At 46.1% G+C, this 19,989-nt stretch carries 19 protein-coding genes and 1 pseudogene; 16 read left to right on the top strand and 4 right to left on the bottom strand.

The annotated features are described in order from the left end of the window. Positions 1-10 precede the first annotated feature (10 nt). The 5 genes from AGRI_RS09130 to AGRI_RS09150 all read left to right on the top strand — a co-directional run bounded on the left by AGRI_RS09130 (position 11) and on the right by AGRI_RS09150 (position 6,922). Positions 11-1,765 carry a site-specific DNA-methyltransferase gene (locus AGRI_RS09130; protein WP_008984663.1) on the top strand — a complete coding sequence of 585 codons (1,755 nt, stop codon included), beginning with the start codon at positions 11-13 and terminating at the stop codon, positions 1,763-1,765. Positions 1,766-1,777: 12 nt separating this feature from the next. Further along, a complete protein-coding gene (locus AGRI_RS09135; RefSeq protein ID WP_008984664.1) occupies positions 1,778-4,492 on the top strand; it encodes a DEAD/DEAH box helicase in 2,715 nt (904 codons plus the stop codon). Between the two features lie 302 nt (positions 4,493-4,794). After that, complete coding sequence (locus tag AGRI_RS09140) at positions 4,795-5,532, top strand: TIGR04255 family protein (RefSeq protein WP_237713057.1); 738 nt, start codon at positions 4,795-4,797, stop codon at positions 5,530-5,532. Beyond that, a complete protein-coding gene (locus tag AGRI_RS16180; RefSeq protein ID WP_008984666.1) occupies positions 5,523-6,086 on the top strand; it encodes a helix-turn-helix domain-containing protein in 564 nt (187 codons plus the stop codon). Before AGRI_RS09140 ends, AGRI_RS16180 begins: the two co-directional genes overlap by 10 nt. 14 nt (positions 6,087-6,100) lie before the next feature. Beyond that, entirely contained in the window at positions 6,101-6,922 is an 822-nt protein-coding gene (locus tag AGRI_RS09150; protein WP_008984667.1) for a hypothetical protein, read from the top strand. Positions 6,923-6,974: 52 nt separating this feature from the next. Here AGRI_RS09150 and AGRI_RS16785 read toward each other — a convergent pair. Then, positions 6,975-7,334, bottom strand: a pseudogene (locus AGRI_RS16785) (winged helix-turn-helix domain-containing protein); the annotation flags it as partial. Beyond that, the gene (locus AGRI_RS09160; protein ID WP_008984668.1) at positions 7,335-8,081 is read right to left on the bottom strand and encodes a restriction endonuclease; all 747 of its coding nucleotides are present in this window, start codon (positions 8,079-8,081) and stop codon (positions 7,335-7,337) included. It lies immediately after the preceding pseudogene. Between the two features lie 315 nt (positions 8,082-8,396). On the opposite strand from AGRI_RS09160, the gene AGRI_RS09165 reads away from it, so the two are divergent. Then, positions 8,397-9,158, top strand: coding sequence for an IS5-like element ISSpu10 family transposase (locus AGRI_RS09165; protein ID WP_008983132.1), 762 nt, complete (start codon positions 8,397-8,399; stop codon positions 9,156-9,158). Between the two features lie 40 nt (positions 9,159-9,198). Here AGRI_RS09165 and AGRI_RS09170 read toward each other — a convergent pair whose 3' ends face one another. After that, the gene (locus AGRI_RS09170) at positions 9,199-9,510 is read right to left on the bottom strand and encodes a hypothetical protein (protein WP_008984669.1); all 312 of its coding nucleotides are present in this window, start codon (positions 9,508-9,510) and stop codon (positions 9,199-9,201) included. Between the two features lie 316 nt (positions 9,511-9,826). Here AGRI_RS09170 and AGRI_RS09175 point away from each other — a divergent pair, with 316 nt between their 5' ends. The 3 genes from AGRI_RS09175 (at position 9,827) to fic (ending at position 12,308) form a co-directional block, all read left to right on the top strand. Next, positions 9,827-10,132, top strand: a complete 306-nt coding sequence (locus AGRI_RS09175; protein WP_008984670.1) for a hypothetical protein — start codon at positions 9,827-9,829, stop codon at positions 10,130-10,132. A gap of 54 nt (positions 10,133-10,186) precedes the next feature. Beyond that, a complete protein-coding gene (locus tag AGRI_RS09180) occupies positions 10,187-11,092 on the top strand; it encodes a BrxR family helix-turn-helix transcriptional regulator (protein ID WP_008984671.1) in 906 nt (301 codons plus the stop codon). 112 nt (positions 11,093-11,204) lie between these two features. Then, positions 11,205-12,308 carry a protein adenylyltransferase Fic gene (fic, locus tag AGRI_RS09185; protein ID WP_008950216.1) on the top strand — a complete coding sequence of 368 codons (1,104 nt, stop codon included), beginning with the start codon at positions 11,205-11,207 and terminating at the stop codon, positions 12,306-12,308. Positions 12,309-12,454: 146 nt separating this feature from the next. Here the strand turns inward: fic and AGRI_RS09190 are convergent, their stop codons facing one another. Then, complete coding sequence (locus AGRI_RS09190) at positions 12,455-12,778, bottom strand: helix-turn-helix domain-containing protein (RefSeq protein ID WP_008950217.1); 324 nt, start codon at positions 12,776-12,778, stop codon at positions 12,455-12,457. A 382-nt stretch (positions 12,779-13,160) separates the two neighbouring features. Between AGRI_RS09190 and AGRI_RS09195 the strand changes: the two genes are divergently transcribed. From AGRI_RS09195 to spoT, 7 genes are all read left to right on the top strand, one after another. Continuing rightward, positions 13,161-13,451 carry a helix-turn-helix domain-containing protein gene (locus AGRI_RS09195; protein ID WP_008984672.1) on the top strand — a complete coding sequence of 97 codons (291 nt, stop codon included), beginning with the start codon at positions 13,161-13,163 and terminating at the stop codon, positions 13,449-13,451. After that, positions 13,451-14,788, top strand: coding sequence for a HipA domain-containing protein (locus tag AGRI_RS09200; protein ID WP_008984673.1), 1,338 nt, complete (start codon positions 13,451-13,453; stop codon positions 14,786-14,788). Before AGRI_RS09195 ends, AGRI_RS09200 begins: the two co-directional genes overlap by 1 nt. 158 nt (positions 14,789-14,946) lie before the next feature. Next, positions 14,947-15,432: a PaaI family thioesterase gene (locus tag AGRI_RS09205; RefSeq protein ID WP_008950219.1), complete on the top strand. Its 486-nt coding sequence runs from the start codon at positions 14,947-14,949 to the stop codon at positions 15,430-15,432. A 215-nt stretch (positions 15,433-15,647) separates the two neighbouring features. Beyond that, on the top strand, positions 15,648-16,634 hold the full coding sequence (locus AGRI_RS09210) for a TerC family protein (RefSeq protein WP_008950220.1): 987 nt from the start codon (positions 15,648-15,650) through the stop codon (positions 16,632-16,634). Positions 16,635-16,729: 95 nt separating this feature from the next. Then, positions 16,730-17,362: a guanylate kinase gene (gene gmk, locus AGRI_RS09215; protein ID WP_040291760.1), complete on the top strand. Its 633-nt coding sequence runs from the start codon at positions 16,730-16,732 to the stop codon at positions 17,360-17,362. Positions 17,363-17,420: 58 nt separating this feature from the next. After that, positions 17,421-17,696 carry a DNA-directed RNA polymerase subunit omega gene (gene rpoZ / locus AGRI_RS09220; protein ID WP_008984675.1) on the top strand — a complete coding sequence of 92 codons (276 nt, stop codon included), beginning with the start codon at positions 17,421-17,423 and terminating at the stop codon, positions 17,694-17,696. A gap of 174 nt (positions 17,697-17,870) precedes the next feature. Then, entirely contained in the window at positions 17,871-19,988 is a 2,118-nt protein-coding gene (spoT, locus tag AGRI_RS09225; protein WP_008984676.1) for a bifunctional GTP diphosphokinase/guanosine-3',5'-bis pyrophosphate 3'-pyrophosphohydrolase, read from the top strand. Position 19,989 lies beyond the last annotated feature (1 nt).

Raw genomic sequence — 19,989 nt, forward strand, 5'->3', positions numbered from 1 at the left:
TTTATCAAGTATGAGCAAACAGTCCAAAACAAAACTTGAGCTGACGTGGATAGGTAAAGACAAAAAGCCGAAGCTTGAACCTCGAATTTTGGTGGAAGACAACAGTAAGTCTTATCATGCTAGCCACAAAGTTTCAGAGGACGACATTTTCGATAATAAGCTTATATATGGTGATAATCTTCTTGCTCTCAAAGCTTTAGAAGCCAAATATACAGGGCAAGTGAAATGCATCTATATTGATCCACCTTATAATACAGGAGCTGCATTTGATCATTATGATGATGGATTAGAGCACTCTACTTGGCTTTCACTAATGCAACAAAGAATTCATTTACTCAAGAAGCTGCTTCACGAAAAGGGAGTCATTTTTGTTCAAATTGATGATAAAGAAATGGCTTATCTTCGAATTCTAATGGATGAAGTTTTCGAGAGAAAAAACTTCTTGAACATGATCGTGGTTAAAACTTCCGACCCTTCAGGACACAAGACTGTCAATCCGTCACCGTATTCACAAACAGAATATATATTAATGTACTGTAAGGATCGATCTAAATATGTATATGAGCAGCAATATATTAAATCAGATTATGACCAGTCTTACGGGAAGTATATAACAAACATTAATGAACATTACTCGAAATGGAATTCATGCTCATTAAATGAAGTTGTCGCAACCCACCACGGGTTTAATGATGTGAAATCTGCAAAAAAATCGATTGGGAAGCTTGATTTTGAACAACTCGTTGCTGACTTTGCAAATCAGAATTCTGATTCTGTGTACCAAGCAACTGCGATTAGCAATGCTGCCGGTAGGGCAATTGTTGAAATGAGAGATGAGTCCAAGCTTAACCCTGGTGTGGTTTATAAATTTCCTCGTGAAGAATATGATGATGTTTATATCCTAAATGGTCGCCAAATCTATTTTTATTCCAATAAAATTAAAAGTATTGAAGGCGAGTTGGTACCAGCAAAACCTTTGACTAATTTATGGTCTGACATCCCGTGGAATGGAATCGCAAGTGAAGGGGATGTCGTTTTTAAGAATGGTAAAAAGCCCGAAAAACTGATTAAACGATGTATAGAAATGAGTACCGATAAAGGAGATATAGTACTTGATTCCTTTGCTGGCTCTGGCACTACTGGCGCTGTCGCTCACAAGATGGGACGAAGATGGATAATGGTTGAGTTGGGTGAACACTGTCACACCCATATTATTCCTCGCCTTAAAAAGGTTATAGATGGAGATGATCAAAGTGGTATATCCAAGTCGGTTAACTGGCAAGGCGGTGGCGGTTTTAGTTATTACAAACTCGCACCGTCCTTACTAGAACAGGACCGCTGGGGTCGCTGGGTAATCAGTAAGGAGTATGATGCTGCGATGCTGGCAGAAGCAATCTGCAAACTTGAGGGCTTTACCTATGAACCTTCCGATATTGAATGGTGGAACCATGGTTATTCAACTGAGCAGGATCGTATCTATGTAACCACACAAACACTGTCTACTGCACAACAGCATGCGCTTAGCGAAGAAGTTGGCACAGAGCGAAGTTTGCTGGTGTGTTGTAGTGCTTTTCAAGACACAGGTGATCGCTTTTCAAACTTAACGCTTAAGAAGATTCCAAAAATGGTGTTGTCTCGCTGTGAGTGGGGCCACGATGACTATAGTCTGAACATAAACAACCGGCCTACGGAAGAAGAAACAGGAGATGATTCTCTTGCAATACCGAGACAAGATGGTTTATTTGACGACAGTATTCAAGGCTAAGGGAAGTAGAACATGACAGCAAATCATATCAATAAGTCGCGAATCCTGAATGCTATTACTGGCCGGTTAAGTTTGCGCAAACCTCAAGAGCAAGCGCTCAAAGCATTAGCCAAGGCAATTGAAGCTGCGCCTGATATACTGTCTCCAACACAAGATGTTCCCGCACTGTTAAGAACCTTAAGTGCTGAATTTCCCAAATTGTCCGATTTTGAAAGGGATTTTCCTTCGTTGTGTTTTGCCCTAGCAACCGGTGTGGGGAAAACCCGTTTAATGGGCGCCTTTATCTCTTATCTCCATATTGCATATGGCATCAATAATTTCTTTGTTTTGGCTCCTAACTTAACTATTTATAACAAGTTGATTAGCGACTTTACCCCTAACACCCCTAAGTATGTGTTTACGGGGATTGCTGAGTTTTCAGCATACCCTCCCGAGATAATCACGGGCGACAATTATGAAGAACGTGGCAGAAACTTAGGTCTTTTAAGCCCAGTTACCATTAATATTTTCAATATTGCCAAAATAGTTTCAGAGGTTAGAGGCGGCAAAGCGCCAAAGATTAAACGTTTATCTGAGTACCTAGGGGACAGCTATTTCAGTTATCTTTCAGAGCTTGATGATCTGGTACTGTTGATGGATGAATCACATCGTTATCGCGCCAGTGCAGGTATGCGGGCTATCAATGAACTACAGCCTCGCTTGGGATTGGAATTAACAGCCACGCCATTTACCGAGTCAAATAAAGGACCAGTTCAGTTTGAAAACGTGATTGTTGACTACCCATTGGCTTGCGCGATGGACGATGGCTTTGTTAAGGAGCCGGCGGTAGTTACTCAACGCAACTTTGACCCTAAGCAATACAGCCTGGAGCAACTGGAGCAAGTTAAACTAGAAGATGGAGTAAGACTTCACGAGGCAACCAAGTTAGAACTATTTACCTATGCTAGGCAACACAGCGTGAAACTAGTTAAGCCTTTTATGCTTGTGATTGCCCGCGATACTACGCATGCAGCACAATTACTGGAATTAATTGAGTCAGATGAGTTCTTCAGTGGCCGCTATAGGGGTAAAGCTATTCAAGTTGATAGTTCCAGGAGTGGTGCTGATGAAGAGCAAATGATTTTACGGCTGCTGTCTGTTGAAAGCGTTGATGAGCCTACTGAAATTGTTATCCATGTCAATATGCTCAAGGAAGGTTGGGATGTCACTAACCTCTATACCATTGTTCCACTTCGTGCTGCAAATGCACGTACCTTAATCGAACAATCCATTGGGCGTGGTCTCCGCTTGCCTTACGGAAAGCGTACCGGTGTTGACGCGGTAGACAGACTTAACATTGTAGCCCATGACCGTTTTCAGGAAATTGTTAACGAGGCCAATAACCCGAGTAATCCGTTGCGCATGCGCCAGGTTATTCTGGAAAAAGATTATGATGAGCAACCTAAAGACAGTGTGGCAGTCATATCTAAACTTGAAGCATTGGTATCCGGACAGTCGCTGCAAAGCGCCACAGGCTATAAATATCAAATTGGAAGCGACAAGGAACGTGAAAAACCAATATTCAGTGGTGTCGCTGAAAAGGAAGCGGCAATGACTGCCTTGCGGGTACTGCAAAGCTATCAGAATAAACCCAGCGTAGCTCCTACAAGTAAAGCTCTGCTTAATGAAGAAATTCAGCAGCAGGCATATAAAGCCGTGTCTGAGCATCTGAGCAACAAGCAGCAGTCACTTTTGGAGGACGAGGAAAAGATTGATCTGCACGAGCTGATTACTAAAACCACCCAGCTCGTTATAGATCAAACCATTGATATTCCGAGAATAATGGTCGTGCCATCAGGAGATGTCACGTACGGATACACCCCATTCCTGCTGGATATGGGTAATCTCAACCTTCAACCTTCAAATAGAGATCTTATTATCAGAAGCTTACAGACTGATGAGCAAGTGAGCCTTTCAAGTCCGATGAATCATAAGTATCCAAGACTGGAAGACTATATCGTTGAACATTTGGTTGACTATGATGATATTTCCTATGATGAGCATGCTGAGCTTATTTATGATTTGGCGGCTCAAGCAGTCAATTACTTTCGGGATGCCCGTGAGTATTCTGAAGATGAGCTCCACAACATCTTCTATGGCTTCGGCAAGCGGATCGCTGACACCATTCATGCACAAATGGCAGAACACTATTGGGAAAAAGCCAGTTCTTACGAAGTTACAGTAACTGCAGGCTTTATTCCACTCAAGGAAGCTGCCTACACTACGGCAGATAAAGAACTCCATAACGTACGTACAACCATCCAGGATAAAAGCAAGATCAAAAAGATGCTTTTTGGTGGCTTCAAACGCTGCCTGTATGATGTACAGAAATTTGATTCTGATACTGAACGAACCTTTGCTTTAATCCTAGAGCGCGAGGCTATGAAATGGTTTAAACCGGTTAGTGGCCAGTTTCAAATTTTTTATAAAGATGGCGTCAACCACCGTGAGTACCAACCGGACTTTGTGGCAGAACTAAACGACAAAGTTATTATGGTGGAAATCAAGGCTCGTGGCGATCTATCAGATACAGTTGTACTTGCCAAAGCAGAAACTGCCAAAAAATGGTGTAACAATGCTTCAGAATACCTAGGTAAACATGGAGGCAAGCCTTGGCTATATTGGCTTATTCCACATGATGAGGTTTTGGAGAACAGAGACTTGCAGGGGTTTGTCTCGGCAGTATAGAAGGGCAGGTTTAAAAGACCAATCTTGTAGCTTTGGTTGTTAGGTAAACGCCATACCACTCCCCTTAAAGCCCAGCCGAAATGGCTGGGTTCAGAATGACCTTGAGCTCCTCTGTATTTTCTAACTTTAAAAGACAGTAACCATCTTTTGCAAAATTGAAACTTGCTTAAAACCCAGTTGTCACATAGATTGATAGTTGCAGTGTATAATTTCGTGTATAATTTTATGCCGCTGTTAGCTAAACCAAAAGGATAACGGGTGTGACTGAATACAGAAAGCTTGAAAACCAGCCGCTTAAACTGGTGCTTGTCGAGTTTCGTTTTTCGCAGATCCTGCAAATTGAGCAATACATTCCAAAATTGCAGGAGGCGCTGCGCAGGCAGTACCCTACGTTTCGCAAAAGCACTGAGCAATCTATCCACGTGCAGGCCGATCAGTTTGAGATTTCGTCCAGCCATCGCTGGTCATTTATCTCCGGCGATAAAAAACATGCGATAGATATTAGCCAGGATAAACTGGTGTACTTTACCAATGACTATCCGCGTTTTGATGGCTTTGCTGAGGCCTGCAAACATGCGCTGCAAACCGTTATTGAAATAGTAGAGCCGTCTTTGCTGTTACGTATCGGCCTGCGCTACTGTGATTTAGTTACCACAGAAAACAACGAGCAGTTCTCCCAGTTGGTTGATGAAAAATTTATTCCAACGGCAGCAACGCAAAGCCTTGGCAGCACCCGCCATTTAAAAACAGAAAACTATATTCAAACACATTGTGGAATTCTGTGTATTCGCTCTTGGTTTGGTGTAATGCCGCTGACTTGCCCACCTGACATTGACAATGTGCCGGTGCAGATTGCTCGTGATCAGGCCGCCACCGAACGGCTGCTGTTAGATTTTGATCATATCTGGGAAGCTGGCGAGGAGTCAGTGACATTTGAGCTTGAACAAGCACTGACAAGATTAGATGCCCTGCATGAAGCGTCAAGGGCCGCGTTTTGGCAGGTAACTACAGACTATGCGAGGGAAGCAAAATGGTCGTAACTGCAGAATGGAACGCTGATTGCCCAGACTGGCAGCAACTAAGTACCAACTACCGGCGCATGCCGACGTCAATTAATTTGGTTAAGGATGAGCTTGGCTACGCTATACCCGGTGTATTAAAAGGCTCTGGTGGCACTGCTACCGTTAGTTACAGCCAGTCACCCAGTGGTGCAAAGGTGTCTTTTGTCATCAGCAAAGGCAACTCGCTTGCTGTAGCGATTGAAACCATAAGCGCCACCTTCGGTTTAACCAAAGAGCAATTGGCTGACATTGTAGGCAGCACGCGTAAAAGTATCTACAACTGGATAGATGGCAGCGCGGCCCCTCGCACGGCAACACTTAGTCGCATCCATGAGTTACAGCTTACGGCCAATGAGTGGGCTAAGAGTGGCTTACCCAAACCAACTGAATTACTGAACACGCCGGTATTAGAGGGGAAAACCCTGCTTGAACTGCTGCGAAATGGTGCAAACCAAAATACCTTGTTGTTTGCCGGCACCCGACTAAGCCTGCAACACTGGCCTGCACGGTCGCTGGCTGATCCCTTTGCGTAAAGGAGACAACCGGCATGATTGGCAGCGAGCTGGAGCAAAATGGATGGCAGCAAGGCTCACTCTTTAGCGACGCTGACGCAACCCTGGTTTGTACAAATATGGATGTGACAATCAATGAGCCTTTTGTGTTGATTGTCGCCTCGCAGTCTTGTGATATTGCCAACAACAACCTGGAGCTAGACCCGCATGTAGAGGTGTATGCCGCAAGGTTAATCGATAAACCGAACGGTAACTACCTGCACAACAAAAACGCCCGCCTTCTTCATACAAAGTTTATTCAGCGTCTGCCCGGCGCGGATATGTCGGCTGAAAAACATATTGAAATAAAAGCCTTTGAAAAGCTGTTCGTGCCTAAAACACTTCTGCAAGGCCTAAGTCCTACCACAGATAGACAAATGCAAGAATACGACGTGCGTAACTTTGCTGATTGGCTGGCCGCGCGTTACTCCCGCCCTGCACTGCCCACAGCGTTTAATAATCGGATTGATGCAGCAGACCCAAGGGGCACGCTTCGCGACAAGGCGAAAAAGGCTAATAACTTGTTATCGGGTATGTACGTTGAAATTCTACCGTTTGCAGAACTGAAAGATATCGAGCGGTATCAGGTGAATTTGTTGGGCACGGTTCCAGCAGATTATGAAGGCGATTTAGCGACAGCAGAGGCTGCACTGACAAAACATGCAGACATACTGCGCGCCGCGAATATGGATGTTACACAACGTTTAGTTAGAGAAGATGAAATATCGCTGGCGTTGATCCGCAGATTTAAACGGTTTTACTATGATGACCTTTCATACCGCACTGCTGCACCATTACCGGTTGAAGTAACGGGATAAGCAGCATAAATTGCCAGTGTAATTAAGCAGAGGCTCTTTATAGTGACGAATGTTACTGCCAGATAACATACATGGTACTTCTCCCAGCAGCCGCGGTTTTCACCAAGCACCCCATTTCTACCAATTGAGCCAAATGCCGACTGACGGTTGCCGGGCTGACTTTAGCCACTTTGCCGTATTGGCTATTGCTGATGCCTTCACTGAAGTCACCATCCGGCAGCCGGTTTAGTACTTTTACTTGATCTTTGCTTAGTGGCGTTTGGTCTACCCGTTGCCAGAACTGCTTTTTAACAGCGTTTGGGCGATATCAGCCAGCGCCGGCTTTAGGCTAGCGGCTAGCGGCTAGGGTATCGAAAAACCAAACCAGCCAGGCAGCAATGTCAGTATCGCCATTTTGGCTTTGCTCCATGAGTTATGCCTCTTTTGTACCGCGACAGACAGGGTATCGCACACAACCATAGAACTGATTGCCAGCGTTAGGGCCTCTTTTAGCCGTACGTAATACCATGTCACTATTACATACCGGGCACTGAATTGCCGAAGCGACTGAGCTGATTACCGGCTTTGCTTGCAATACTTCACGGCCTTGAATTGAGCTGACTAACAGCTTGCCATCAACCAACTGGATATTTTTGCCATTGGCAAAGGTTTGCGCTTCATCTGTGAACTGGCCGGAGGTAACCACAAAAGCGCCAGCAGCGTGCTCTGCCACCATTACACCATAAAGCTCGCGCACCACGTTTACCGGTACCTTACTGGCTTTCCAGTGTTTGCATTGCACCAGATAGGTTTTGTCGTCGCTTCCCGTTAGATGTAAATCGATACCGCCATCTGCACCTTGCGCAGTTTCCGAAACTTTATAGCCTTTTTCACGGAAAAACTGGCCGACCAGCATTTCAAACTCCCTCCAGCTAATAGCTGCAAACGGATCTCGCTGTGTTGCTGAATCGAGCCGGACATTATTCAGCAGTTTTTCTCTTTTCGCCTTTGCCAGCAGGGATGCCACAGCGCCAGAGATGAAAATTGCTGGAAGTAAATATCTGCCCCAGTAAGCAAAGTAATAGGTAAGTGCCCCGGTGACATGCGCCATAGGATTTTTCGGATCAATTACCGGCATTACCGCCAGACTATCGAGATAAAAATAGAATCCGATTGCCATGGATATACTAAGCCACCAGGGCAGGAAACTAGCGATGCCAAAAAGATCTTCAACTAGGGTGGATTTACGACGTCTGCCCATCAGCGATTACCAAAAGACCTGACATCAAACGTCAAAGGCATAGCCAAAACAATGAGTTTTTCCTTATCTTTCAATTTCGTTATCCTTAACTGCAAACATCGTTTGTACCGACTTTAAAGCAGCGTGATTTCCTTTGCAACGTCTAGGGCTTGTTGATCTTTCGTGATGGATTATTAGACAGCATGATGGGCTGGTATAATTACTTTCGCCAAAAACTAACCATGACAACCCATCATGCCAAGAACAATGTTAACAGACGAGTACTGGTCAAAGCTAATCAGATTGATGCTTAAAACGGGCCGCGTATATGACAAGCCGGAACACAGAAATACTTTCGAAGGCATTTTGTATCGGATGCGGGTCGGTTGCCCTTGGCGCGATGTGCCAGAAGCTTTTGGAGATTGGAGCGCCATCTACCGGCGTTTTAACCTGTGGTCTAAGAAAGGCATTCTAATGCAGCTATTCGCAGAGTTAAGGCAATTGGCTGATTTAGAGTGGGAATTTATAGACGGCAGCATCATCAAAGCGCATCAGCATGCGACAGGTGCTCGCTCAGAAGATAAAGAAGCGGTTGGGAAAAGTCGTGGTGGTAACACGACGAAAATCCATATGGCAGTGGATAGTTGCGGCTTGCCAATAGATTTTATTGTGACAGGCGGTGAGGTTCATGACAGTAAAGCTGCCATAGAATTACTAAAACAGCTGCCTGATGCCGAACACGTTATCGCTGACCGGGGCTATGATAGCGAGAAGATACGAGAGCAGATCCGAGAGAAAAAGGGCGTCCCTAACATACCGCGCAAGCGTAATTCGAAGATTGGGAATGGCGATATTGACTGGTGTCTGTACAAACATCGCCATCTGGTTGAGAACGTGTTTGCCAGGCTAAAACATTACCGCTCAGTAGCAACAAGGTATGATAAATTAGCCCGGAATTATGCAAGTACACTGGCCTTGGCTTGCTGCCTTATATGGCTGCCAATGTGGGTTGGCTGAATTATGAACAGCAAAGATCAACAGGCCCTAGTAACAAGCGTTAAAGCAGCCGATGAAACGCCGGCTCTTCAAAGTAAGCATAATCGCCCAGCCGCAACGCCTGCTGGCGGCGCGCCCGGGCTGAGGGCTTGCGCTCGGCAATGCTGATACCAAACACTTCCAGGTGCACCTTTTCCATTAGTTGTTGCACTTGTTGGCGGCTGCATAGCTGCAATAGCTCTCCAGCATGAATAAAGCCTTGTGCGCGCAAGCGTTGCTCGCTGTTATCTTTGCCCGCTTTACTGGCCTGGAATAGATCGCGAAATTGCGCTTCTAAGGTTATTAAGAATAAATTTTGCTGTAGCACGCTCATATTAGCCTCCTTTGATAATTGGCATCCTTGCCGATTTGTCCCTGCGCTTCCAAGCAAATAGCATCCTTGCTAATAGCTTCCTTAAAAAAGCATCCTTGCCAATAGCGTCCTGCTAGCTGGTCCATACACTGTCATGGTTAGTGACATGTCATCCGTGAGTCACCATCTTAGGCTGTTTCTTTTTTCACGCCATACTGTGCAGGTATTCAGTGTATGATTTTCAGGCAGATGTTTTTTGGCCTTTGCGCCAACCCCTTTAAGACGTTCACGCACTGGCTTAGAGTTGGTGCAACACCCAACATAACGCGAGCTAACTATGAACAACCAACCTATTCGCGCTGAGGATTTACCCCGGCTAACCCGCTTACAAGAGCTGTGTAAAACTCTCAATGCTATTGAGCACTTAGCCAAAGCTAAGCACGATAAAGTGGTGTATGCTGGGCGTATTTGGCGCTATGCCGATTTGGTTTATCTGGCCTATGAGTATTATGTGCTGGCTATTCCGTATGGCTTAAAAATTGATAACTTCAGCCAGTGGTTAGCGGCAGAGCAAGCCATTTTAAAGCAGTTTAATTTACCCTGGCCGGTTGCTACCTTTAATGCAGCAACGGATAACGCCTAAAACGTATTGATTGCAGGTGTGTATGCTAATCAGACACATTTTACAGGAGTTTAGATGCAAAACCCTCAACCGCTTTCGACAGATAGCCCTAGTAGCCTAGACGCCAGCGGCTGGCCGCTGCGCTGGGAGCTATTAATGCGTTACCGGCTTATTGAAATTGTCGCGCTATGGGAAGGCCGTTTAACCACGAATCATTTATGTAATAGTTTTGGTATCGCACGCCAGCAGGCATCGAAAGATATTAACGCCTATTTGCGCGATATTGCGCCGGGTAACCTGGTGTATGACGGCAAGCTTAAAGGCTATAAACCGGCTGCCAGTTTTACCCCCAAAGTGACCAGTGGCCTGGCCGATGAATACCTGCATGCGCTGGCCAGCACCAAAGATTTTGCCCATACCTTTAGCCAGCTCGATTTAGGCTTTGCCCATACCGAAATGCTCACGCCGCCACTACGCCAGGTAAACCCGGATATTCTGCGGGCACTAGTACAGGCCGCACGCGACGGTAAAAAGATTGATATGGGTTATGTGTCACTCACCAGCCCGGATGAAGAAAGCCGCATTATTGCTCCGCATACGCTGGTATGCACGCCACTGCGCTGGCATGTGCGTGCTTACTGTGAGAAGAACCGCGAGTTTCGGGATTTTGTGTTAAGCCGCTTTCGCGGCATAAATGGTATCGAAGGCGATGCTGAGATGACCAAAGAACAGGATGAACGTTGGAATACTACCATTGATATCGTACTGGTGCCCGATTCACGCTTAACCGACTATCAAAAAGCCATTATTGCCGAAGATTACAATATGCAACACGGCAAGCGGGTGTTCTCGGTACGCTCAGCACTGGTGCCTTATGCCGTGCAGGCGTTAAACCTGGATTTAGCAAAAATTGAAGCACGCCCGGAGGCGCAGCAGATTATGGTGGCGAATTTAGATGAAGTTAAACGGCATGCGTTTTGAAAGTATGTCGAAATAATAGCAAAAAATCGACACATGAAATTGCTATGTCGATCCATTCGACATAAACTGATCTATTAGTGCATTTATGTCGATTTAGACTGGAAATTTAAACATGACTTGGCAAGCAGAACTGCCTTACAACCAATTACCTACATTGCCACCAAACTTAGATTCCATAGAAACTAGGGCTGTGCTGAAAGCCTGTATTTCTGCTCGCGCCGCTTTAGCAGAATTAAAAAAGGCCGGTGAGCTCATTCCCAACCAAAGCATGCTGATTAATCTACTGCCTTTGCTTGAAGCAAAAGATAGTTCAGAAATTGAAAATATTGTCACCACTACCGACAAGCTTTTTCAATATGCGCTAGAAGACAAAGGCGCAGATCATGCAACAAAGGAAGCGTTACGTTACAGAACAGCGCTATACCAAGGCTATATTCAGCTTGAAAAAAAGCCGCTTTGCACAGCAACAGCGATTGAGGTATGCAGTACATTAAAACACGCTGAAATGGATATTCGTAAAGTACCGGGGACTGTTATAGGCAACCAAACGACCGGAGAAATTATCTATACTCCGCCTGCTGGAGAAAACATTATTCGCGACTTGTTAACAAACTGGGAGCGATTTCTGCATAATGACGATGATCTCGATCCATTGATCAAGATGGCAATTAGCCATTATCAATTTGAAGCCATACACCCCTTTTATGACGGAAATGGTCGAACAGGCCGTATTTTAAACGTTTTATACCTTATTGAATGTGGTCTGTTAACGCTACCTATTTTGTATTTAAGTCGTTTCATCGTTCATAACAAACAAGACTATTATCGCTTGCTAAACCAAGTTACCAAAGATCAGAATTGGGAAGGTTGGTTGTTATTTATGCTAAAAGGTGTCGAGCAAACAGCCATATGGACCTGTGATAAAATCACAGCGATTAGGGCGCTTATGGAAAGTACAACCCTTTACGTAAAAGCACAGCTGCCTAAAATATATAGCTATGAGCTTGTTCAGCTTATTTTTGAGCAACCCTATTGCCGCATCAGTAATCTGGTTGAACGTAATATTGCAAAACGCCAAACTGCTTCAACGTATTTAAAACAGTTAGCAGATATTGGTGTGCTGCAAGAAATCGATTCCGGAAAGGAAAAATTATTTGTACACCCGCGATTGATGACGTTAATGACAAAAGACAGCAATAGCATACAAGCTTTTTGAGCGTGCAAAATATTCCCCCAGTGCGCTCACACAGCAGTTTTTTTTGTAAAACCACGTCGATTCATCGCCAACAATAAATCCTTACCAAATTGGTAATCGTTGCAATGGGTTCACCGTAGAGCAATACGTTGAGCGTTGAGACATTGTTAGTCATCATCGTCCTCTAACTGATATGCGGGTGATATTGGCTCACTTTCATCGCTAACACCGTTATTATGTGTACCTATGCTGCTGCGAATGATTGACTTAATGGCCGGCACGGACTTTTTAGGGGCAACAAATAACTCTAGATCGAGCACGCGGGCAATCGCTATCAAACTGGACATTCTTAAATCAACGCCACCAGACTCGATCTTCGAAATATGGCTTTGCGGTACACCCGACCGCGCGCTCAACTCTCTTTGGCTAAAACCCTTACTTATTCGCGCTTCTCGAAGGCTTTGTAGTATCTGCTCTGTTACATAGCTCATTTCGATACGCCTTAATGTATCACTGAGAAATAATTATATGCATAAACATATCAACCTAACCAAGAGAACACAAGAATGATTAGTTATTACATATCATAAATCGACCTTGATACACAAATGTAGATAACACGGCGCACAGCAAGTAAACCCGGCACCCCATTGTTGGTAATTGACTGCGGAATGTAGAGGCAAATAACCGAAACAATACTTTTTATATATCTAACTCAGCCCTGCCATTAATCACCAATATCGGTTATTTATCAAGAAAACCTGTTTCTGTCTCAATATATTCACCGTTATCGGTGATAATAATTGAAATTTCCCAAAGCCCAACTATAATCACCGGATGTGGTGATTAATATATTAAGAAGCGACTCCCGTTATGGCAAAGAAAGTCACGGCGTCAAACATGCCTAACTCAGTATTTATCGAAAATGCCGAAATATTAGGGCGACTGATTAAAGCGAAACGCACAGAGCTTGGCATTAAATTGGCAGACTGTGCGGCGCTGTGCGGCATTGGCATTAATACCTTATCGCGTATCGAAAACGGCAACGCCAATTGCACTCTAGCCGCAGTTTTCTCTGTGTTAAACGGCTTGGGAATTAAGCTAACATCGAAAGAGTTGACGACAGCAGCGAACTCCTCCTCAGCTGAAAGGAAGTGGATTTGATGATGGAGAAAATCAATGCGTACCAACTGCAGGTAACTTATGGCGATGATGTTATCGGCACCTTGGCGTTGGATAACACAACCAATTTATTAAAACTTAGCTATACACCGCAGTGGCAACAACAGGGATTTGCCATTTCACCGCATTTACCACTTAACAATCAGCATGCTCCGGAAGTTGCCTACAACTATCTTGATAACGCCCTACCGGAAGGTGAAGCGCGAAAGCTGCTGACTGAAAACTTAGGTGTTTCGGAGAAAAATGTCTATTCGCAAGTACGTGCTATTGGTAATGATTTAGCAGGTGCCATCGTATTTAGGCCTGTGCAAGCAGAGCATATAGATAGAACGCAACCCATCTTCAGGCTAATTGAAGAAGCAGAGTTAATTGAAAGACTCCACATTAAAGAAGAGATTGGTTTACTAACATGGGACGACAAGCCCCGGCTTAGCGTGGCAGGTGTGCAGGACAAATTAAATGTCTTTATCGATAATGCCGGAAACCTTGGTTTTGGCGACGGCTCCCTGTGCTCTACCCATATCCTGAAATTTGAAAAGAAAAACTGCCCAAACCTCGTATTAAACGAATTCTTCTGCATGACGCTTTCAACTGCTATTGGTTTACCGACAGCTGAAGTGGCATTCAGGCGCTTCGGGTCTCATCCGGCACTGATCGTTAAGCGCTTTGATCGCAAATATGTGAGCGACGACAGCACAGTGTTGCGACGCCACGTGATAGACGGCTGCCAGGCGCTCAACTTATCCAGAGACCATAAATATGAGCGTAACCTTGGCGATGGCCGGGACGTGAAGCATATTCGTGATGGCGCAAGTTTAGAAAAATTGTTTGGGTTTTGTCGAAAAATGTCTTCGCCGGTCGAGAGCATACAATGGCTGCTCCACTGGCAATTGTTCAATTTGATGATCGGCAATTACGACAGTCACGGCAAAAACGTGTCGCTGTATTTCGATGACAGCACCGCCCGCTTTACCCCAGCTTATGATTTAGTTAACGTCTCGATGTTCCCACAATTCAAGCATGTACTGGCAATGGCGATGGGCGATGAATTTGAACCTGACACCATACACGCCTATCAGCTGGCAGACTTTGCAGAAACGTGTAACATCGATAAAAAGCTATTGTCGAGACTGTTAGTTAGCTTAGCTGATAAAGTGCTCAACCAGCTTTCCTCTGACTTACATATTAATCAGCTGAAACAACTGCCCAGCATTACCGCTGATGACATTCAGTACTTTCTGGTATTGCGTGACAACATAGTTGCGAGAACAACCCACTTGAAAGCTCAGGCAGCCGAAATCCCGTTGATCCGGTTATAGCGACATACTTTGGCAAATGATCAGGTTAGCTTGAGCTATAGCGGGCTATTTCTGAAAAACAGTAGCGCAGACAACTCTAAAACCAACACTGGCCTCTTGGTCTGACCAGTGCTAAGCTAGCGCTTTACTAGCAGCATTTTCGGAAAACAGGAGTGGTTATGGCGGTATCGTTACGTAAAGCGAATTGGTTTTTAAAGCTGTTTGCCTGGCGCTATATTCCGCTGATTGGCTTTTGCTCGCCGAAAATTATCCGCATGGATGACAAAACCGTTGAAGTGACGATGCCGCATAAATGGCGCACCAAAAACCATCTGGGCAGTATCTATTTTGGTGCCCTTGCTATTGGTGCCGATCTGGCCGGTGCTTTTTTGGTATTTACCAAAGCCAAGGCGCGGGGTGTTAATGCCAACTTTGCTTTTAAAGATGTGGAAGGTAAATTCCTGAAACGGCCGGAGAGCACGGTGCATTTTATAAGTCATGATGGCGATGTGATTGATCAGATGCTGGATGAGTCTATCGCGACCGGCGAGCGGATCAATCGCCCGGTGTCGGTAATCGTAACCTGCCCGGAAAAAAATGGTGACGACGTGATGGCGAGTTTTACCCTTACCTTGTCAATTAAAGCCAAAGCCCGCAGTAAATAAATCTTTTCAACCGGCCCTTGTTGGCCGCCCGGTTCTCCCCTACACTAACTGTACTCAAAGGGGAGTAGCTTCTCGCTGGTTAGTCGTCATCACGGCATTTTGCCCGGCTGCCAGGTTCAGACCCTATCTGAATAAGCAAGACCTTTGCCTAACGGCAACAGGTCTTTGCGTCTACAATACCTGCTGCAATCATAATCAAGATTAATGGTAGTCATATGGTCTCTATTGCAAGCCCCACACTTTGGTTGGTTTTTTTTGGTATCGTGCTGATTATGCTGGCGATTGACCTGTTTCTGGTCGGCGGCGGCAAGGCACATAAAGTCAGTTTACGTGAAGCCGCTACCTGGTCGGTGATCTGGGTGACGGTGTCTATGGCCTTTGCCACCGGCCTGTGGTTTTATCTGGATGCAGAACAAGGTCGGGCACTGGCTAACGCGAAAACACTGGAGTTTGTGACCGGCTATCTGATTGAAAAGTCATTGGCGGTAGACAATGTGTTCGTCTGGTTAATGATTTTTAGCTACTTTGCCGTACCGGCCGAATTACAAAAGCGGGTGCTCATCTACGGCGTGCTGGGTGCCATTGTGATGCGCACCATCATGATTTTTGCCGGTGTCTGGCTGATCCAACGTTTTGACTGGATACTTTACGTTTTCGGTGCCTTTCTGGTGTTTAGCGGTATCAAAATGTGGTTATTCGCTGAAGCCTCGCCGGATCTGTCAAAAAATGCCGCTCTGCTGTGGCTGCGCAAACACTTGCGCTTAACTGATGAGCTGGACGGCGAAAAATTTACCGTAATAAAACCACATAAAAAAACCGGTAAGCTGGTGCGTTACGGTACGCCACTGCTACTGGTGCTGATTTTGGTCGAAATTACCGATCTGATCTTTGCGGTCGACTCGATACCAGCGATCTTCGCCATCAGTACTGACCCCTTTATTGTGTTAACCTCCAATATCTTCGCCATTCTGGGCTTACGGGCAATGTACTTCCTGCTGGCCGACTTTGCCGATCGCTTTAGTTTGCTCAACTATGGCCTGGCGCTGGTGCTGATTTTTGTCGGTTGTAAGATGCTGTTGCTGGATATATTCCATATTCCGGTCTACATCTCGTTACCCGTTGTAGCCTGTTTTATTGGCGGCTCGATCTGGCTGTCGTTACGTAAAGCTAAGCTCGAAGCCAGTAAGCACAGCGCAAGTTAAGCCACGCTGGTGTTTAAGTTTGCGCCTGCCTGGTGCAGGCAGTAAACTTAGCGCCAGTATAGCTAAGCAAGGTATTCCCCGTGATCGATCACAGCATGCAGCAATTAAGCGGCAACCTGTTTATTATTTCGGCGCCCAGTGGCGCCGGCAAATCGACGCTGATCCAGGCGCTGCTAAAGCGTTACAGCGATATGCGCTTAAGTGTGTCGCATACCACCCGTGCGCCACGAGCAGGCGAGCAGGATGGCGTGCATTATCACTTCACCACTATTCCCGATTTTCAGCAGCGTATCGCCAACGGCGAATTTTTAGAAAGTGCCGAGGTATTCGGTAACTACTATGGCACCTCAACACAGGCTATTCGCGAATTACTCAGTCAGGGTATCGATGTGTTTCTTGATATTGACTGGCAGGGCGCACAACAAATCCGCGCCAAGGTGGCCGGTACTATTGGTATCTTTATTCTGCCGCCCAGTCTCGACGCGCTGCAGCAGCGGCTGACCCATCGCGCTACCGATAGCGCCGAAGTCATCGCTAAACGCATGGCGCAGGCCCAAAGCGAAATGTCGCATGCCTTCGAATATGACTATCTGATTATTAATGACCAGTTAGAGCAAGCTTACAATGAGCTGGAGCGCATCGTACTGGCGCAGCGTAACCGCTTTAGTAGCCAGGCTCACCGGCAGCAGGCTTTGCTGGAACAACTGTTGGCGAAAGCAGCAAAATAGCGTACACTATGCGGTCTTGTAATACCTGTATTAACACTGAATTATTCCGGAGTGCTGAATGGCTCGCGTAACCGTTGAAGATGCTGTAGATAAAATTGGTAACCGTTTTGACTTAATTCTGGTTGCAGCACGCCGTGCTCGTCAGCTGTCAGTGGAAGGCAAAGAACCCATGGTTGACCGTGAAAACGACAAACCGACTGTGGTTGCACTGCGCGAAATTGAAAAAGGCTTTATTACTCAGAGCATCCTGGACCTACAGGAGCGCCGCGATCAGTTACAGCAAGAAGCCTCTGAAATGGCTGCCGTTGCTGCCATTATCGGCTCAGATCAGTAAAAAAAGCCTGCCAAACTGCTGCCAACGGCCTTTCTGCCGTTGGCATTCGCCAAATTTACACGTATATTCTAAGCTTAAGCAGCATAGTCGCTGTGTTAATCTATGCAGTAAAAAGCCGTAATCAGGATTGACACCCGCAACCTTTGTTTTGTGCTGTGTTCGTTTGGAGATCCCGTGTATCTGTTTGAAGGTCTGAAAAATCAGATAAGTGCGTATCTGCCCCCGGAGCAGGTTAATCTGGTACAACAGGCCTATGTGGTTGCCAGAGATGCACATGCACCGCAGTTTCGTTCTAGCGGTGAGCCCTATATTACCCACCCGGTAGCGGTCACCAGTATTCTGGCCGAGATGAAACTCGACCACGAAACACTGATGGCCGCCCTGCTACATGATGTGATTGAAGACACCCCGGTTACCAAAGAAGATCTTACCCGCTTGTTTGGCGCGACCGTGGCAGAACTGGTGCAGGGTGTTAGCAAACTCGATAAAGTAAAATTTAAAGATATCAAAGAGTTTGAAACTACCAACCTGCAAAAAATGTTTATGGCGATGACCCAGGATATCCGGGTTATTCTGATTAAACTGGCCGATCGCACCCACAATATGCGCACCCTAGGGGCGTTAAAACCAGAAAAACGCCGCCGTATTGCCAAAGAAACCTTAGAACTATACGCGCCGATCGCCAACCGCCTGGGTATTCATAATATCAAAAATGAGCTGGAAGACTGGGGTTTTCAGGCGCTATACCCAATGCGTTACCGTGCTCTTAGCTCAGCGGTTAAACAGGCGCGCGGTAACCGCCGTGAACTGCTGGAAAAAGTGCAGCAGGATATCCGCAACCGCATTCAACAAACGGGTATTCCGGCTGAGGTCAGTGGCCGCGAAAAACATCTGTACAGCATCTACCGCAAAATGAAAAACAAAGAGCTGATGTTCAATGATGTAATGGATATCTATGCGTTTCGGGTCGTGGTCGACAGTATCGATAACTGCTACCGCACCCTGGGGGTAATGCACAACCTGTTTAAACCCATTGAAAGCCGCTTTAAAGACTATATCGCTATTCCAAAGCAAAACGGCTATCAGTCGCTACATACGTCACTGATTGGTCCGCACGGTATTCCGGTAGAAATTCAGATGCGCACCCGCGAAATGGATGAAATGGCCGACAAAGGTATCGCCGCGCACTGGATGTACAAGGTTAACGGCGAAGTGCGTGAGTCTACCGCCCAAATCCGCGCCCAGCGCTGGATGCAAAGCCTGCTGGAATTACAGCAAAGCGCCGGTAACAGCCAGGAGTTTGTCGAAAACGTTAAATCCGAGCTGTATCCGGACGAGCTCTATGTCTTCACGCCAAAAGGCCGCATCGTCGAGCTGCCCATTGGTGCTACAGCGGTCGATTTTGCTTATGCGGTGCATACTGATATCGGTAATAAGTGCGTTGGCGCCAAGGTTGACCGCCGGCCCTACTCGCTAAGCAAACCACTGGAAACCGGGCAAACGGTGGAGATTATTACCAGCCCCGGCGGTAAGCCTAATGCCAACTGGTTAAACTATGTGGTCACCAGCCGCGCTATTCTGGGTATCCGGAACTACCTGAAAAAACAACAGCAAAACGAAGCTGTTAGCCTGGGTAAACGCTTACTGACGTCCGCTTTGGGTACAGTGAAACTGGAAGAGATTAGCCAGGAGCGGATTGAGCAGGTCCTGACCAACTTACAACAACCGACGCTGGATGCACTATATAGCGAAATCGGCCTCGGTAACCAATTACCGATAGCAATTGCCCGCCGCTTATTGGGTGAGTTTGATAGCGATGAGCCGCAAAGTAAGGCGCCGGCTATCCCCAAAGGCAATACCTTTATCGTCGGCTCCGAAGGTATGTTGGTCACCTTTGCCAAGTGTTGCCGGCCGATACCCGGCGATCCTATCGTCGCCAACGCCACACCGGGCAAAGGTCTTAACGTGCACCGCGCTGAGTGTCGTAATATCAAAGGCTGGGAACGTGAACCGGCAAGGTTCTTCCCGGTACGTTGGGATAATACGACGGAGAAGCAGTTCCTGTGTGATATCCGGGTGTTTATTCTGAATAAACAAGGCGTGCTGGCAAAACTGACCACGATGATCGCCACTCAGGACTCTAATATTCAGGATTTATCGACTGAAGATCGCGATACCGGCGAATATGTGATAAAAATCACCCTCTCGGTGAAAGATCGGGTACATCTGGCCAATGTGATGCGCAAAATCCGCGTCATGCCCGATGTGCAAAAAGTTTACAGAAGGAAATAAG

This window comes from Alishewanella agri BL06 (assembly GCF_000272005.1).
GTDB lineage: Bacteria > Pseudomonadota > Gammaproteobacteria > Enterobacterales > Alteromonadaceae > Alishewanella > Alishewanella agri.

Bases quoted from the DNA above. Each gene is read 5' to 3' on its own strand.
- AGRI_RS09130 (WP_008984663.1), top strand. From the start codon at position 11: ATGAGCAAACAGTCCAAAACAAAACTTGAGCTGACGTGGATAGGTAAA.
- AGRI_RS09135 (WP_008984664.1), top strand. From the start codon at position 1,778: ATGACAGCAAATCATATCAATAAGTCGCGAATCCTGAATGCTATTACT.
- AGRI_RS16180 (WP_008984666.1), top strand. From the start codon at position 5,523: ATGGTCGTAACTGCAGAATGGAACGCTGATTGCCCAGACTGGCAGCAA.
- AGRI_RS09150 (WP_008984667.1), top strand. From the start codon at position 6,101: ATGATTGGCAGCGAGCTGGAGCAAAATGGATGGCAGCAAGGCTCACTC.
- AGRI_RS09160 (WP_008984668.1), bottom strand. From the start codon at position 8,081: ATGGCAATCGGATTCTATTTTTATCTCGATAGTCTGGCGGTAATGCCG.
- AGRI_RS09165 (WP_008983132.1), top strand. From the start codon at position 8,397: ATGCCAAGAACAATGTTAACAGACGAGTACTGGTCAAAGCTAATCAGA.
- AGRI_RS09170 (WP_008984669.1), bottom strand. From the start codon at position 9,510: ATGAGCGTGCTACAGCAAAATTTATTCTTAATAACCTTAGAAGCGCAA.
- AGRI_RS09175 (WP_008984670.1), top strand. From the start codon at position 9,827: ATGAACAACCAACCTATTCGCGCTGAGGATTTACCCCGGCTAACCCGC.
- AGRI_RS09180 (WP_008984671.1), top strand. From the start codon at position 10,187: ATGCAAAACCCTCAACCGCTTTCGACAGATAGCCCTAGTAGCCTAGAC.
- fic (WP_008950216.1), top strand. From the start codon at position 11,205: ATGACTTGGCAAGCAGAACTGCCTTACAACCAATTACCTACATTGCCA.
- AGRI_RS09190 (WP_008950217.1), bottom strand. From the start codon at position 12,778: ATGAGCTATGTAACAGAGCAGATACTACAAAGCCTTCGAGAAGCGCGA.
- AGRI_RS09195 (WP_008984672.1), top strand. From the start codon at position 13,161: ATGGCAAAGAAAGTCACGGCGTCAAACATGCCTAACTCAGTATTTATC.
- AGRI_RS09200 (WP_008984673.1), top strand. From the start codon at position 13,451: ATGATGGAGAAAATCAATGCGTACCAACTGCAGGTAACTTATGGCGAT.
- AGRI_RS09205 (WP_008950219.1), top strand. From the start codon at position 14,947: ATGGCGGTATCGTTACGTAAAGCGAATTGGTTTTTAAAGCTGTTTGCC.
- AGRI_RS09210 (WP_008950220.1), top strand. From the start codon at position 15,648: ATGGTCTCTATTGCAAGCCCCACACTTTGGTTGGTTTTTTTTGGTATC.
- gmk (WP_040291760.1), top strand. From the start codon at position 16,730: ATGCAGCAATTAAGCGGCAACCTGTTTATTATTTCGGCGCCCAGTGGC.
- rpoZ (WP_008984675.1), top strand. From the start codon at position 17,421: ATGGCTCGCGTAACCGTTGAAGATGCTGTAGATAAAATTGGTAACCGT.